The organism is Streptomyces sp. enrichment culture (genome assembly GCF_964273145.1).
Lineage (GTDB): Bacteria > Actinomycetota > Actinomycetes > Streptomycetales > Streptomycetaceae > Streptomyces.
On the sequence record NZ_OZ186873.1, the window covers coordinates 533,750 to 548,380 of the forward strand.

The 14,631-nt window shown below is 75.3% G+C and carries 13 protein-coding genes; 6 read left to right on the forward strand and 7 right to left on the reverse strand.

Annotation, left to right across the window (positions count from 1 at the left end; genetic code table 11):
- The first annotated feature begins 182 nt into the window (after positions 1-182).
- Entirely contained in the window at positions 183-365 is a 183-nt protein-coding gene (locus ACSU6Z_RS02435) for a hypothetical protein (RefSeq protein WP_437042389.1), read from the forward strand.
- Positions 366-467: 102 nt separating this feature from the next.
- Here the strand turns inward: ACSU6Z_RS02435 and ACSU6Z_RS02440 are convergent, their stop codons facing one another.
- The 6 genes from ACSU6Z_RS02440 to ACSU6Z_RS02465 form a co-directional block, all read right to left on the reverse strand.
- The gene (locus ACSU6Z_RS02440; RefSeq protein WP_437042390.1) at positions 468-1,241 is read right to left on the reverse strand and encodes a class I SAM-dependent methyltransferase; all 774 of its coding nucleotides are present in this window, start codon (positions 1,239-1,241) and stop codon (positions 468-470) included.
- Between the two features lie 99 nt (positions 1,242-1,340).
- Positions 1,341-1,868 (reverse strand): SDR family NAD(P)-dependent oxidoreductase, encoded by a 528-nt coding sequence (locus tag ACSU6Z_RS02445; RefSeq protein ID WP_437042393.1) that lies wholly within the window; start codon positions 1,866-1,868, stop codon positions 1,341-1,343.
- A 54-nt stretch (positions 1,869-1,922) separates the two neighbouring features.
- Entirely contained in the window at positions 1,923-2,402 is a 480-nt protein-coding gene (locus ACSU6Z_RS02450; RefSeq protein WP_437042395.1) for an NUDIX hydrolase, read from the reverse strand.
- Positions 2,403-2,470: 68 nt separating this feature from the next.
- Positions 2,471-4,072, reverse strand: coding sequence for an apolipoprotein N-acyltransferase (gene lnt, locus ACSU6Z_RS02455; protein ID WP_437042398.1), 1,602 nt, complete (start codon positions 4,070-4,072; stop codon positions 2,471-2,473).
- Positions 4,073-4,229: 157 nt separating this feature from the next.
- Complete coding sequence (locus ACSU6Z_RS02460; protein WP_437042400.1) at positions 4,230-4,775, reverse strand: hypothetical protein; 546 nt, start codon at positions 4,773-4,775, stop codon at positions 4,230-4,232.
- Between the two features lie 95 nt (positions 4,776-4,870).
- The gene (locus ACSU6Z_RS02465; RefSeq protein ID WP_437042402.1) at positions 4,871-5,656 is read right to left on the reverse strand and encodes a glutamate racemase; all 786 of its coding nucleotides are present in this window, start codon (positions 5,654-5,656) and stop codon (positions 4,871-4,873) included.
- 39 nt (positions 5,657-5,695) lie between these two features.
- Here ACSU6Z_RS02465 and ACSU6Z_RS02470 point away from each other — a divergent pair, with 39 nt between their 5' ends.
- From ACSU6Z_RS02470 to ACSU6Z_RS02490, 5 genes are all read left to right on the forward strand, one after another.
- Positions 5,696-6,892, forward strand: coding sequence for a glycosyltransferase (locus ACSU6Z_RS02470; protein WP_437042404.1), 1,197 nt, complete (start codon positions 5,696-5,698; stop codon positions 6,890-6,892).
- Between the two features lie 431 nt (positions 6,893-7,323).
- Positions 7,324-7,761, forward strand: a complete 438-nt coding sequence (locus tag ACSU6Z_RS02475) for a DUF6643 family protein (protein WP_437042407.1) — start codon at positions 7,324-7,326, stop codon at positions 7,759-7,761.
- Between the two features lie 41 nt (positions 7,762-7,802).
- Positions 7,803-8,633 (forward strand): MOSC domain-containing protein, encoded by an 831-nt coding sequence (locus ACSU6Z_RS02480; RefSeq protein ID WP_437042408.1) that lies wholly within the window; start codon positions 7,803-7,805, stop codon positions 8,631-8,633.
- Positions 8,634-8,849: 216 nt separating this feature from the next.
- Complete coding sequence (locus ACSU6Z_RS02485) at positions 8,850-9,455, forward strand: Rv1733c family protein (RefSeq protein ID WP_437042410.1); 606 nt, start codon at positions 8,850-8,852, stop codon at positions 9,453-9,455.
- A gap of 160 nt (positions 9,456-9,615) precedes the next feature.
- The gene (locus tag ACSU6Z_RS02490) at positions 9,616-12,066 is read left to right on the forward strand and encodes a right-handed parallel beta-helix repeat-containing protein (RefSeq protein WP_437042412.1); all 2,451 of its coding nucleotides are present in this window, start codon (positions 9,616-9,618) and stop codon (positions 12,064-12,066) included.
- Here the strand turns inward: ACSU6Z_RS02490 and ACSU6Z_RS02495 are convergent.
- Positions 12,036-14,420 (reverse strand): hypothetical protein, encoded by a 2,385-nt coding sequence (locus ACSU6Z_RS02495; RefSeq protein ID WP_437042414.1) that lies wholly within the window; start codon positions 14,418-14,420, stop codon positions 12,036-12,038. The genes ACSU6Z_RS02490 and ACSU6Z_RS02495 overlap by 31 nt on opposite strands.
- Positions 14,421-14,631 lie beyond the last annotated feature (211 nt).

A 14,631-nucleotide genomic window follows, 5' to 3' on the forward strand; every position in this document is an offset into this window, starting at 1 on the left:
TGTGCGGGCCGGGCCGGCCCGGCCCGCACACCGCCCGACGAAGGAGTCGTCCCGTGACCCTGCGGGACCGCATCCGGGAACCGGCATCAACGGTGCAGACCCAGCTGACGGCGAGGAAGACGGTGCGTGAGGACGGGCGGGCGGGCATCCGCAGAAGCGCACGACTTCGAGGAAGGGACGGCATGGAGAGCACGCTCCCGATGCGGCTGCGGGCCCCGTCCGTCTCGTCCGCCATGCCGGTGGTCGCCTCGCCGAACCGTGTACGGCGACGTAGTCGACCGCCGCCCGGGACCTTCCTCGACAGCCACGAGGAGGTCCCCGCCGTCAGCAAGCACGGCCTGTCGGCGTGTCCGTCTGGCGGGTAGACCTCCCCGACCACACGGTGCCGCCGTCCCGGCGGGCGGCGTCCGAACGTGGCGCCATCCGCCGGGGCGACGCCGCGACCTCACAGGCCGCTGTGCCGACGCCTACTCGCCGACGCGCGTCAGAACACGCAGGCCCGACTCCGCCCCTCCCACCGGCCGGACCACCAAGCCCTCCGCGGCGACCTCCTCGGCCAGCGCGTCGTCCCCGATCACCCACCACCGGTAGTCGACCGACACTCCGGACACCTCCCGAGCTCCCCGCGTGACGCGGTAGTCCATACGCCAGACCACCTGATCGTCACCGGCCGGCTCGGCCTGTGCCCAGCCCTCGTAGGTCAGATCCCCCAGAGTCAGGTGCGCCATCCGTGTACGCGGCACGGGTTGCGGAGCGAGGGGAGGCGTCACGTTGAGCAGCAGGGCCCCACCAGGGGCGAGACGACGAACGGCGTTCCCCCACAGGGCGCGGCGCTGATCCGGCGGCAGATGCCCGAGGACGTTCAGGGCGAGCATCGCCCGCATCCCGTCGGGCAACTCGGCGCTCGACGCATCGGCAGGCACCACCGTGACACCGGTACGCAGTGACGGCTCGTCGTGCACCCGCGCCAGCAGTACGGCCCTCATGGCAGGAGAGGGCTCGACAGCCAGCACCGGGACGTCCGGGAGTGCCTCCCGAACGGCCCGCACCCCCCTGCCCGATCCCGCTCCCAGGTCGACCACCACCCCCTCCGCGGCGCGCAGTCCTCTGAGGACCGAGATCACCTGGGGCGCCAGTCCCTCCCAGGGCTCCGCGATCATGATGTCGATGTACTCGGCCGAGAGAGCGTACGGATCTCCTCCGGCCGACCCCTGTTCCATATGATTGTCGTTTTCATTCATGCTTTTCAGTGTCGCAGGATCAGAGCCCTGTGCCGATCCCCTGCGGGATGGCGGCCATGCCGTCGTGCGTGATCGTCCGGCGTTCACCGTGCGGCGAGTTCACGGCGGCGGGCGCCGCGCCTGCGCGCTGTCCAGCAGGGCATCCGCTCCTCCCGGTATGGCAGCCCGCGCGGCACCGCCATGTGATCCGGTCCGCTGCCCGATGAAAGCGGCCGGAGCGGCCACGGACGGATGGGCGAACAGGTCGACCACGGTCAGCCTCTCGTCCAGCTCGGCCCGTAGCCGTAGATGCGCCTTGCCCAGGATCAGCGATGTCGCGCCCAGTTCGAAGAAGAGCCGGTCGACGGGGACGCCGCCGGGGTCGGTGCCGGGGAGTTCGGCGGCGTCGAGGTCGGTCAGGTCGACGACGCGCGGTTCGACGGCACCCGCCGGGCCCCGGGCCCGCCCGGCGAGATCCTCCAGTCCAGCGGCGTCCCGGTCGACCGCCCTGACCTCGGCCCCGGCGGCCGCCAGCCGCAGCGCGCAGGCGCGGCCGATGCCGCCGGCGGCGCCGGTGACGAGTGCGGTGCGGCCACCGAGGCCGAGCGTGGGGGCATGGAGTCCCGGGAGGGCGCTGGGCGAGGTCATGGCACGACCTCAGGAAGCCCTCGCACTCTGCCCTATGTGGTCACGCCCTACAGTTCAGTCCGATTCGGTGGTGTCGAACCACGTAGGCCCGTCCGACATGGCCTGTTTGATCCGGAACAGGGAGAATTCGTGGAGGTCGGGCAGCGCGTCCACCGCGAACCAGCCCACGTCGAGCGACTCGTCGTCGTTGACCCGGGCCTCGCCGCCGACGGCGCGGCAGCGGAACGTGATGTCCATGTACTGGCAGACGTCGCCGTTGTCGTACGTCACCGGGGTCAGTGCCTGGACGAGCACGACCCGCTCGGCGACGCACCGCACCGCGGTCTCCTCGTACACCTCGCGCACGGCGCAGGCGGCGGGCTGCTCACCCGGCTCCGGGATGCCGCCGACGACCGACCAGCGGCGGGTGTCGGACCTGCGGTTCAGCAGCACTCTGCCCCGGTCGTCGAAGACGAGGGCGGTGACTCCGGGGAGCCACAGCAGCTGGTGCCCGGCCGAGGCGCGGAGCTCGCGGATGAAATCGGGAGTAGCCATGGGCCCGACCCTAAGGGGCCGCGCCGGCCGCCTCGCGCATCCACGAGGGTCGTGCGGCGGGCGTACGGCTACACGCCACCGGCGCGCCGCCTGCGCACGCCCGCCCCGATCGCCCGGCCGAGCCCGCCCGCGGCGACCAGGACGAGGACGGTCTCCGGGAGGACGCCCAGCCGGGTGGCGGGCGTCGTGGAGGAGCGCAGCGGCACCTCCTGCACCAGGGAGCCGGCGACGAACATGCCGGTCCTCTGCGTGATCCGCCCGTCGGGCATGATGATCGCGCTGACACCGCTGGTCACCGGCACGGTGACGGTCCGGCTGTGCTCGACCGCGCGGATACGGGACATGGCCAGCTGCTGGTAGGTCATCTCACTGCGGTCGAAGGTCGCGTTGTTGCTGGGCACGGAGATCATCTGGGCCCCCTCGGTGACCTCGGAGCGCACGGCCCAGTCGAAGGCGGCCTCGTAGCAGGTGACGAGACCGACCCGGGCACCGTCCATGGTGAACACGCCGGGGTCGCTGCCCCGGCTGAAGTCCTGGCGGACCATCGACGTCCAGTCGCTGTTGATCGCGCCGATGAGCGAGCGCAGCGGAAGGTACTCGCCGAACGGCTGGATCTGCCGCTTGTCGTAGATGTCGACGGGCCCCTTGACCGGGTCCCACAGGATCTGCTCGTTGTAGAGCCGGCCGTCCCGCTCCACGACGCCGCCGACCGAGGTGGGCGCGCCGATCGCCCGGACCGCCGCGTCGATGACGGCGCGCGCGTCGGGGTTGGCGAACGGGTCGATGTCGGAGGAGTTCTCCGGCCACAGCACGAAGTCGGGCTGCGCGATCCGGCCCGCCCGGACCTCGGCGGCCAGCCGCCGCGTCTCACGCGCGTGGTGGTCGAGCACGGCCCGCCGCTGGGCGTTGAAGTCGAGGCCCGCGCGGGGGACGTTGCCCTGGATCACGGCGACGGTCACGGTGCCGTCCTCGGCCTCGTCGCCGACCAGCGGGCGGGCGGCCAGCGCCCCCGCCGGCGGGACGGCCACGCTCAGCAGGGCCACGGCCGCCGCGCCCCGCCGCAGGACGCGGGTGCGCCGCACCCGCAGGGCCAGGCGTACGACGTCGTACAGGCCGAAGCCGCACAGGACGACCGCGAAGCCGAGCAGCGGCGTGCCGCCCACCGCCGCCAGCGGCAGGAACACCCCGTCCGCCTGGCCGAAGGCGATCTTGCCCCAGGGGAAGCCCTCGAAGGGCACGCGCGCGCGGGCGGCCTCTCCCGCGGTCCACAGCGCCGCCGCCCACACCGGCCAGGCGGGCAGCTTCGACACCGCCGCGATGCCCGCGCCGGCCAGCGCGACGAAGACCGCCTCGACCGCCACCAGGGCGAGCCAGGGGCCGGGGCCGACCTCCACGCCGGTCCACACCAGCAGCGGCAGCAGGAAACCGAGCCCGAACAGGTAGCCGAGGCCGAACCCCGCCTTCCAGCCGCGTCCGCGCAGCACCCATCCGAGGACGGCGAAGGCGGGCACGGCCAGCCACCACAGGGTGCGGGGCGGGAAGCTGGCGTAGAGCAGCACGCCGCAGAGCGCGGCTGCGACGGCCGGGACGTAACGCGCGAGCCGCGGGGCGGGCGCGGTCCGCGACTGCAGCCGGTCCGGCTCGCCGACGGGGGTTGCGGTGACGGTCACTCCGGGAGTGTACGGCGGGCGGCTGTGCGGCGGACGGGCGCGGTCCGGAGCCGCCGAGGACGGGGCGGCGCGCTGATCTGCGCTGTCGTGAGCAGACGGCTCGGGAGGCGGCGCACCGGCGCGGTCCCACGCGCGAGGGGCGCGCCGCGGTCCGGGCTCAGCGGGCCGGGCCGGGCGCCTTCGGGCTCAGCCGGTCCTTGATGACGCGGACGGCCGCCTCCGCGTCGTCCACGGTGACCGTGAAGGTGTGTCCGTCCCACAGGCGCAGGACGATGCCCTCGCCGCGCCGGACGACGACGGCGGTGCCCTTCTCGGGACGCCAGCGATAGCCCCACCCGCCCCAGTGGCGCGGGGTGACGTGCGGCGCGACCTCCGCGCCCGCCACGTGGGAGAGGGGGATGCGGCGCCGGGGCACGCCGATGTGCCCGCAGCGCACTTCCAGGCAGTCCTCGTCGACCCTGAGGGCGACGTGGACGAAGGCCAGCGTGCCGAAGAGGACCAGCAGGCCGGCCGCGATGCAGCCGACGACGGCCATGACGAGCGGGGCGATGCCGGAGTCCCACGCCGGGTCGACGGCCAGCGCGATCCCGAGGGCCAGGCAGGCCGCGCCGATGAGCGCCAGCAGCCACTGGACCCGGTTCGTGGCCCGTCCGGTCCAGACGTCGGGGGGCGGGGCGTGCTCGCCGTGGCGGTGGTCCCTCATGCATACGAGGTTACTCAGGTTTCGCCGTGCGGGTACCCGGCCGCGGGAGCGGCCGGGCACGGGCCGCCGCGGGGAGCGTCCGGTCCGTGCGGCTGCTACCGGGCGGGGGTGGCGGCCTCCAGCAGCCGGCCTTCCTCGTAGGCCAGGGCGGCGGCGGGCAGCGGGCCCCGCCGTCCGCTGAGCAGCACGGTCAGGGTGCCGTCGGCCGGGGCGCCGGGCTCGGGCCGGGCCCCGATCCGGCGCAGCGCCTGGGCGGCGACGGCTCCGGCGGAGCCGTGCAGGACGAGGGGCGGGGCGCCGGGGCGCCGCACGGCGGCCCGGATGCGCTCGGCGACCAGTTCGTAGTGGGTGCAGCCCAGGACGACGGTCGTCACCTCCTGCGGGGTCAGGGCGGCGGCCGCCGCGACGGCGGCGTCGATCGCCGCCTCGTCCGCGCGTTCGACGGCGTCGGCAAGCCCGGGGCAGGGCACCTCGGTGACCGGGACGCCGGCGGCGAAGTCGCGGATGAGGCGGCGCTGGTAGGGGCTGCCGGTGGTGGCGGGCGTCGCCCAGATCGCCACGGGGCCGCCGCCGGCCGCGGCGGGCTTGATCGCCGGGACGGTGCCGATGACCGGGATCTGCGGCTCCAGCCGGGCGCGCAGGGTCGGCAGCGCGTGCACGGTGGCGGTGTTGCAGCCGATGATCAGGGCGTCCGGGCGGTGGGCCGCGGCGGCCTCGGCGACGGCCAGAGCGCGCCCGGTCAGGTCCTCGGGGGTCCGCGGGCCCCAGGGCATCCCGTCGGGGTCCAGGGAGAGCACGAGATCGGCGTCGGGGCGCAGGCGCCGCACCGCGGCGGTGGCCGCCAGCAGCCCGATTCCGGAGTCCATGAGCGCGATCTTCACCCGGCCACGATAGACGATGCCCGTCGCCGGGCCGGTCCCGTGGGGCAGACTGCGCACGTGAGCGCCGTTGTGTGGATCGCCGCCGTGTCACTCGTCGCCTGGCTGTGGCTGCTGCTCGGCCGGGGCTTCTTCTGGCGCACGGACGTCGGGCTGCCGCCGCGCGGGGAACCGGACGTGTGGCCGTCGGTGTGCGTGATCGTGCCGGCCCGCGACGAGGCCGCGGTCCTGCCGGCGAGTCTGCCGTCGCTGCTCGCGCAGGACTATCCGGGGCGGGCGGAGGTCTTCCTGATCGACGACGGCAGCTCCGACGGCACCGGGGAGCTGGCCCGCGCGCTGGCGCGGCGCCACGGCGGACTGCCGCTCACCGTGGACTCGCCCGGCTGCGAGCCGCCCGCGGGCTGGACCGGCAAGCTCTGGGCGGTCCGGCACGGCATCGGACTGGCACGCGCGCGCGGGCCCGAGTACCTGCTGCTGACGGACGCCGACATCGCCCACGCCCCGGACAGCCTGCGGCACCTGGTGGCGTCGGCCCGCACCGGTGGTTTCGACGTCGTCTCCCAGATGGCCCGGCTGCGGACGCGCAGCCCGTGGGAGCGGCTCGTCGTGCCGGCCTTCGTCTACTTCTTCGCCCAGCTGTATCCGTTCCGCCGGATCGGCCGGAGGAACGCGCGGACGGCCGCCGCGGCGGGCGGCTGCGTGCTGCTGCGCGCCGAGGCCGCCGAACGGGCGCGGATCCCGCAGGCCATCCGGCACGCCGTCATCGACGACGTGGCGCTCGCGCGGGCGGTGAAGGACGGCGGGGGGCACATCTGGCTGGGGCTGGCCGACCGGGTGGACAGCGTGCGCCCGTATCCGCGGCTGCGCGACCTGTGGCGCATGGTGTCGCGCAGCGCGTACACACAGCTGCGGCACAACCCGCTCGTGCTGGCCGGGACGGTCGCGGGGCTGGCGCTGGTGTACCTGGTGCCGCCGGTGGCCGTGGCGGCGGGCGCGGTCGGCGGCAGCGCGGCGGCGGCGGTGCTCGGCGGCCTGGCGTGGCTGGTGATGGCGGGAACGTACCTGCCGATGCTGCGCCACTACGGGCAGCCGCCCTGGCTCGCTCCCCTGCTGCCGTTCACCGCGTCGCTGTACCTGCTGATGACGGTCGACTCCGCCGTGCGGCACCACCGGGGGCGCGGCGCGGCCTGGAAGGGCCGTACGTACGCGCGTCCGGACGCCGTGCCCGACGAGGGCTGAGCGCGGCCGCCCGAGGCCGGCCCCGCTTCCGGCCGGGGTCCGGCCGGGGCGCGGACCAGGTTTCGGCCGTGGGCGCGGCCGGCGGCCCGCCGAGGGCTCACGCCGTGCTCGGGCACCGGGTGACGGGCCCCGCGCCTGACGGCCGGGGGGCGTCGGCGCGGGTGATCGGGGCGGGGGCGCGCACGGCCGGCGGGACGGTGCACCCGTCGAGGGGAAAGCCGGTCGGAGCGCCGCGCCCCGGGCGCGGGAGGACCCCGGCGGGCGGTCGTCGGCAACCTTCCCGAAAACCGGCCATTACCGAAAGATCACTCGACGCGACGCCCCTTTTCGCGGAATTCGCTCACATTGGTGACCCCGGTCACCGCGAACACGGAAAACAACCCTCTTATCGGTCTCCCCAACCAGCACATCGTGGGCTTAACTTATGTGCCATGACCTCCCCCCGCTCCACTTATGGTGGCGGCTACTACTCCGCCTCCTTCCGGGACACCCCCATCTACGACTCGCTCGTGGCCGAGCGGGGCACCCCGCAGATCGCCCCGATCCGGGTCCCGGCCGCGTACGACGCGCCGGGCAGCCAGCTGCCCGCGCTCCCCTCGGCGGCGCCCGCCCTCCCGGCGGCCCCGTCCCAGCCCGTCCACGGCTATCCGGCGCAGGCTCCGCAGCACGCCCCGCTGCAGCAGGCGCCCGCTCCCTACATCCCGCAGCAGGCGACCGCGCCGCGCGGCTACCCGGCCCCTCAGCCGCAGCCGCCGCGTCCGGTGGCGCCCGGCCCCGTGGGGTACGAGGCGATGCGCCCCGCGGCCCCGCGCCCCGCACCCGCGCCGTACCAGGACCCGTACGACAACCAGCAGTACCGCGGCTACTGATCCGCTCCCGGGGCCACCGCGCCTCCTGGGAGGATGGCCCCATGGGGAACGCGCGACTGCAGTCGATTCACGTCCATCCGGTCAAAGCGTTGCGGGGCCTGGCGCCCCGGGAGGCCGCCGTGGAGCCCTGGGGGCTGGCCGGAGACCGCCGCTGGGTGCTGATCGACGACGGGGGAAAGGTCGTCACGCAACGCCGGCATCCGCGTCTCGCCCTGGCCGCCGCCGAGCTCCTGCCCGGCGGCGTCCGGCTGTCGGCGCCCGGCATGGAGCCGCTGACGGTGCCGGTGCCCGTGCCGCACCCGGGGGACACGGTCGTGGTGGAGATCTTCCGCGACAAGGTCGAGGGCGTCCCGGCAAGGGACCCCGCCGCGCACGCCTGGTGCAGCGCCTACCTCGGCATGGAGGTACGGCTCGTGCACATGGACGACCCCGCCACGCGTCGGCCCGTCGACCCGCGGTACGCGCGGCCCGGTGAGACCGTCTCCTTCGCCGACGGCTACCCGCTGCTGCTCACGACGACGGCCTCCCTCGACGCCCTCAACCAGCTGGTGGCCCAGGGCGATCACGCGGCCGAGGGACCGTTGCCCATGAACCGCTTCCGGCCGAACCTGGTCGTGTCGGGCACCAGTGCCTGGGCCGAGGACGGCTGGAGGCGCGTCACCGTCGGGGAGGTCGCCTTCCGCGTCGCCAAACCGTGCGGGCGGTGCGCGGTGACCACCACCGACCAGGGCACCGCCGGACGCGGCCGGGAGCCCCTGCACACGCTCGGGCGGCACCGGCGCCTCGGCGACAAGCTGGTGTTCGGGCAGAACCTGGTGCCGCTCGGCCCCGGCACGGTCCGGGTCGGCGACCCCGTCGAGGTCGTCGGTTGAGGTCGCCGGGTGACACGGCCTTCCCGGACCGGTCGGCGGGGAACCCCGTCCGGAGCCCGCGCGTTGGCCTTGCGCGAGGTTTCCGGCAAGAAGTTCGCGACGGATCCCGTTCCGGGACGGCGCCGGCCCGGCAGGTGACGTCGCTCCCTCGTGGCGGGTGCCGCTCGCGAACGGCCCCGCCGAGGGGTACCACGCAGCGGGAAGGGGGTGCGGACGGTGCGGGCGATCAGCGGGCTGTGGCGCTGGCGGCGCAATCCGCTGTGCCGCACGACCGACCTCGTCGAGGCCTGGGTGGCGCTCGCCGCCCTGCTGCTGATGCTCCTGTCCGCCCCCGTGACCGGCCTGCTCGTCGGCGGCGCCGCCCAACGCGCCCTGCAGGAGGCCGTCCGGGAGCAGCACGCCTCCCGGCAGCCGGTGACCGCCACGGTCGTCCGCGAACTGGACCGCACGAGCCTCGACATCGATCCGGAGACCGGCGCGGCGGCCGGCCTGCGCAGCCGCGTCCTGGCCGACTGGACCGCGCCGGACGGCACCGAGCGCCGCGGCGTGGTCATGACGGCCCTGGGGGACCCGCGGCCCGGTGACCGGTTCCGCGTGTGGACGGACCGGCAGGGCCGGGCGGCGGCCCGCCCCCTGGACCCCGCCGCCGCCACCACCCACGCCGTCCTCGCCGGGTTCGGTGCCGCGCTGGTGGCGGCCGGGGGCGTCGAGACCGCCCGGCGGCTGATCGTCTGGCGCATGGTCCGCCGCCGGTACGCCCGCCTGGACCAGGCCTGGAACCGGGTCGGCCCGGACTGGGGCCGGACCGGAACCGGCAGTTGACGGCCTTCCGCCTCCGGTCGGACCACCGTCCCCGCGCACGCTACGGTGGACCGGCCGAACCGCTTTCGGCAACGACCCGCGCGTGAGAGAGCCACAGGGGCCGCGGTGCCCCGACGGTGAACGAGCCATCAGTACGACGAGGTGGGGGCACAGCAACGCCATGGCACAGGGCACGGTCCAGGTGACGCACACCGGCACATCGCGGTGGCGGCGCCGCACGGGTGAGTACGCATCGCTCGCCGCCGCCCTGGAGGCCGCGGCCGACGGTGACGTCCTCACCGTCGCTCCCGGGACCTACCGGGAGAACCTCGTCGTCCAGCGGGCCGTCACCCTGCGCGCCCCCGAGGGGGTCCACGGGTCGGTGCGGATCGCGCCGGCGGACGGGGTGCCGCTGACCGTGCGCGCCTCGGCGGTGGTGCTGGACCTGCACGTGGAGGGGCAGGACGCGGCGGTACCGGCCGTGCTGGTGGAGGAGGGCACACCGGAACTGGTCGGTGTGCGGGTCGTCACACGGTCCGCGGCCGGGATCGAGGTGCGCGGCGGCGCCCGTCCGACGGTGCGGCGCTGCACGGTCGACAACCCGGCCGGCGTCGGCATCGCCGTCCTCGACGGCGGGGGCGGGGTGTTCGAGGAGTGCGAGGTCGTCGCCGCCGGCCAGGCGGGCGTCGCGGTGCGCACCGGCGCGCGCCCCCGGCTGGAGCGGTGCCGCGTCCACCACGCCGCGGGCTCGGGCCTGACGGTGACGGGCGAGGCCTCCGCGCTGGAGGCCGTGGGCTGCGAGATCTACGAGGTGCGGGGCAGCGGCGTACAGGTCACCGGCCGGGCCACCGCGCACCTGGCCGAATGCGACGTGCACCGCACCACCGCCGACGGCATCACACTCGACACCGACGCCGTCCTCACGCTCGCCGACTGCCGCATCCACGACATCCCCGAGAACGCGGTGGACCTGCGCTCCCGCTCGGTGCTGACGCTGACCCGCACCAGCGTGCGGCAGTTCGGGCGCAACGGCCTGTCGGTGTGGGACCCGGGCACGCGCGTGGACGCCAACCAGTGCGAGATCTTCGACAGCACCGGCGACTATCCGGCGGTGTGGGTCAGCGACGGCGCCACGGCGGTGCTGGACTCCTGCCGGGTGCACGACGTGCCGGACGCACTGTTCGTCCTGGACCGCGGCTCGCGCGTGGACGTCGTCGACAGCGACCTGTCCCAGGTCCGCAACACGGCCGTGTCGGTGAGCGACGGCGCCACCGCGCAGCTCGACGACTGCCGGATCCGGGACGCGGCGACGGGGGCCTGGTTCCGCGACCACGGCAGCGGCGGCACACTCGGCAACTGCACCCTGGACGGCACCCAGACCGGCGTGATCGTCACCAAGGGCGCCGACCCCACCGTCGAGCGCTGCTCGGTCGACTCCCCCTCCGAAGCCGGGTTCTACGTGTCGGCGGGCGGGCGCGGCAGCTTCCTGAACTGCCGGGTGACCGGCAGCGGCGGCTACGGCTTCCACGTGATCGACGGGTGCCGTACGACGCTGCGGCGGTGCCGCACGGAGCGGTGCGCGCGCGGCGGGTACGAGTTCGCGGACGGCGGCCCCGACGCCGGCTCGGACGCCGGTCCCCTCGTCGAGGACTGCACCAGTGACGAGAGCGGTGGCCTCGGGCGGCACGCGGTCCACGAGACGGCCGCGCAGACGACGGACCGGCCCTCCGCCGCATCGCCCGGTCTGCTGGGGCCGGTCCCAGGGCAGCGCACGGCCGGGCAGGATCCGCCGATCGCCCCGGCACCGCCCGGGAAGCCGGCGCGGACGTCGAAGGACGTGCTCGGTGAACTGGACGCGCTGGTGGGTCTGGAGAGCGTCAAGCGCGAGGTGCGGGCCCTGACCGACATGATCGAGGTGGGCCGGCGCCGGCAGCGGGCGGGCCTGAAGGCGGCATCGGTCAAGCGCCACCTGGTCTTCACGGGCTCCCCCGGCACCGGCAAGACGACGGTCGCCCGGCTGTACGGCGAGATCCTCGCCTCGCTCGGCGTCCTGGAGAAGGGGCACCTCGTCGAGGTGTCCCGGGTCGACCTGGTGGGCGAGCACATCGGTTCCACGGCGATCCGCACCCAGGAGGCGTTCGAACGGGCGCGGGGCGGGGTGCTGTTCATCGACGAGGCCTATGCGCTCTCGCCCGAGGACGCGGGCCGGGACTTCGGCAAGGAGGCCATCGACACGCTGGTGAAGCTGATGGAGGACCACCGCGACGCGGTCGTGGTGATCGTCGCGGGCTACACGGCGGAGATGGAACGGTTCCTGTCGGTCAACCCGGGGGTGGCCTCCCGCTTCTCACGGACCATCACCTTCGGCGACTACGGCCCCGAGGAGCTGCTGCGGATCGTGCAGCAGCAGGCCGAGGAGCACGAGTACCGGCTGGCGCCCGGCGCGGACGAGGCGCTGCTGCGGTACTTCGCGGCGATCCCCAAGGGGCCCGCGTTCGGTAACGGCCGCACCGCCCGGCAGACCTTCGAGGCGATGGTGGAACGGCACGCGAGCCGGGTCGCCCAGCTGGACGACCCCAGCACGGACGACCTGACCCTCCTCTATGCCGAGGACCTGCCCGAGCAGCCCTGAGGACCGCCGTCCGCGCCCGGCGCGGACCCCTGCCCGGCGCGGCGCGGGGCCGGCACGTCCGGGTGCAGCCGGGCCAGCAGCCGCTGCCGTTCCTCGGCGAACGCAGGGTCCGCCCGGTAGTCGGAGTGGCCGAGGATGGGCGCGGGCAGCGGGTGGCGTTCGGTGCGGCCGTACGCCAGGGGGTCCTTCAGGGGTTCCCGGTCGACCGCGGGGCCGCGGTCGCCGGGCAGCCCGACCGGGCCGCCGATGGGGTCGGTGAGCCGGTACAGGTTGCGCCAGCAGTCGACGTCCTGGTGCAGGGAGCCGAGCGCGTCCGGGCCGAAGTGAGCGGGGAACCAGCGGCCGTACAGGCGCTCCAGCGGGGAGCCGTACGTCAGCAGGGCGACCCGCTTGCGCTCGGCGGTCGCCAGCTGCCAGGCGGCGGCCGCCGCCAGCACGCTGCCCTGCGAGTGCCCGGAGATGACCAGCCGCCCGCCGGTCGCCCGCGTCCAGGTCGCCATGCGCCAGGTCAGGTCGGGCACCGCGCGCTCGGCGTAGCAGGGCGGCGCGAAGGGGTGGGCGGCGCGCGGCCAGAAGGTGCCGACGTCCCACAGGATGCCGATGGTGCGCCGGGTGGAGGCGTCCTTGTAGGCACGCCGGCCGCAGGTGACCAGCAGGACGAAGCCGAGCCCTATCAGCCAGGAGCCCAGGGCCTGGGCGGTCTCGGCGGCACCGTGGACGAACGCGGGTGTGCCGTCGGCGGCACCGGCGGGGGTCCGGCCGGTGATCAGGGCACCCGCCAGCGCGCCGGTGCCCAGCAGCAGCGTCGCGGCGGAGACGACGGCGACGACGCGGGGGCCCCGGTCGGTGAGGGCGGCCAGGGCGCGGGCGCGGGCGATGCGGCGGGTGCGCTCGGTGTCGCCGGGTTCGCCGGGGTAGTCGCGTGCCACGGCGGCGCGTTCGGCGCGGGCCAGCCGCCAGGCGCGGTGGGCGAGCCAGGCGGACAGCACCAGCACCACCGCGAGCAGGGGCGGGATCACGGACGCCTGCCAGGTGAGCAGGACCGGCGGCCCGTCGAGGAAGGCGCCGGTGCCGTCGAGCCAGTCCGACACCCGCTGGGCGACGCCCCCGGACATCACCCCGCCCAGCGCGCAGGCCAGCATGGCCACGGCGGGGCCGCCGAGGCCGTACATGGCGGCGCGGCGGTCGGGGCGGGTGCGGTGCAGGAGGTGGGCGGCGGCTCCGAGGGCGACGACGAGCAGGCCCTGCACCAGGGTGATGCCGCCGAAGGCCGCGTCCCCGGGCAGCCGGCCGGCCGACGTCCAGCCCGGACGGTCCCACCCGGCGTACAGCAGGGCGAGGACCAGCAGGGCGAGCGCGGTGAGCGGCAGCCACCGCACGAGACGCACGTCGAGGCCGTGGTCCGGGCGCCGCTCGCTGCGGCCCCGGCGGCAGACCGCCCCCACCACGGCGACGGCGCAGGCGGCGAGGGCCGCTGCCAGGAGCCGTCCCAGGGTGTCGAGCGGCGCGGGCCCGCCGGGCGCGTGGTCGAAACGCGCGGCCGGTACCGTGACGCCGGCGGCGACCGTCACGAGGGCCGCGGCGGTGTGCGCGGCGCGCAGCCGGGCGACCAACCGGCGGCCGTACCAGAAGCCGGGCCGGCCGAGCGCGGTGGGGGCGGCGTCCGGGCCGGACTCACCGCTGTCGGCCGGTGGCCGCTGGGACTCGTACGCGCTCCAGGTGCGCAGTGACAGGAACCACAGCAGGCCGGTGAGGGCGGCGGGCACCACGGCCGCGAGGGCGAGGCGGCGGCCGGGCGGGCTCCACCAGCCGCCGGAGACCGCGGGCGACAGGAAGCCGAGCCAGGAGTGCCGTTCGGCGCACCCGCGGGTGCCCGCGCACTGCCAGGCCACCAGGTCCAGGGCGACCTCGCAGGCCGCCGCGACCAGCAGCACCGTCAAGGTCAGGCCGGTGAGCCGTACCAGCAGGCCGTACAGGCGGACCGTGCGGATCCGGCCGGACGCGGCGGGCCGCATCCAGTGGGCGAGGTTGACCACCATGAACGGCAGGAGCAGCAGCCACAGCGCGCGGGTGCCGTTGCCGGAGGTGAGGTTGCACCAGACGTAGGCCTCGGGCACCGGCCGGCCCCTGTGGTCCTCCGGCCGCGACTCGGCGTCGGCGTCCTCGGCCCGCCGGAAGACGGCGGCGACGTCGTCACCGGTGATCCGCACGGTCCGCGGATCGTCCAGCATCTCCCCGGGGGTCGTGCCGCCGACTCCGTGGACCAGGAGCTCCAGTGCCGCTCCGGTCGTTCCGGGCCGCGGGACGGGGCCGTGCCGCCCGTCCGCCGGGGCCTGTTCCCGTGCTCGTTCCACTGATCGCGCTTCCCCCGTGACGTGCCGTCGGCCGTGTCCGTGCGGGCACAGGATCTCCGCCGCGCGGGCGGTGTACACCCCCCGTCACGGAATTTCCCCGATCCGTGGCACGAGCGACGCACGACCGAGACCTGAATGACATGTACGCGCCGAACAAGTGGTGCCGCGGGGTGCGATGGGGCGTGCGAGGATGGGACGCCACACGCCGGGA

Coding starts and splice junctions, on each gene's coding strand:
- ACSU6Z_RS02435 (WP_437042389.1), top strand. CDS start 183: ATGGAGAGCACGCTCCCGATGCGGCTGCGGGCCCCGTCCGTCTCGTCC.
- ACSU6Z_RS02440 (WP_437042390.1), bottom strand. CDS start 1,241: ATGAATGAAAACGACAATCATATGGAACAGGGGTCGGCCGGAGGAGAT.
- ACSU6Z_RS02445 (WP_437042393.1), bottom strand. CDS start 1,868: ATGACCTCGCCCAGCGCCCTCCCGGGACTCCATGCCCCCACGCTCGGC.
- ACSU6Z_RS02450 (WP_437042395.1), bottom strand. CDS start 2,402: ATGGCTACTCCCGATTTCATCCGCGAGCTCCGCGCCTCGGCCGGGCAC.
- ACSU6Z_RS02460 (WP_437042400.1), bottom strand. CDS start 4,775: ATGAGGGACCACCGCCACGGCGAGCACGCCCCGCCCCCCGACGTCTGG.
- ACSU6Z_RS02475 (WP_437042407.1), top strand. CDS start 7,324: ATGACCTCCCCCCGCTCCACTTATGGTGGCGGCTACTACTCCGCCTCC.
- ACSU6Z_RS02480 (WP_437042408.1), top strand. CDS start 7,803: ATGGGGAACGCGCGACTGCAGTCGATTCACGTCCATCCGGTCAAAGCG.
- ACSU6Z_RS02490 (WP_437042412.1), top strand. CDS start 9,616: ATGGCACAGGGCACGGTCCAGGTGACGCACACCGGCACATCGCGGTGG.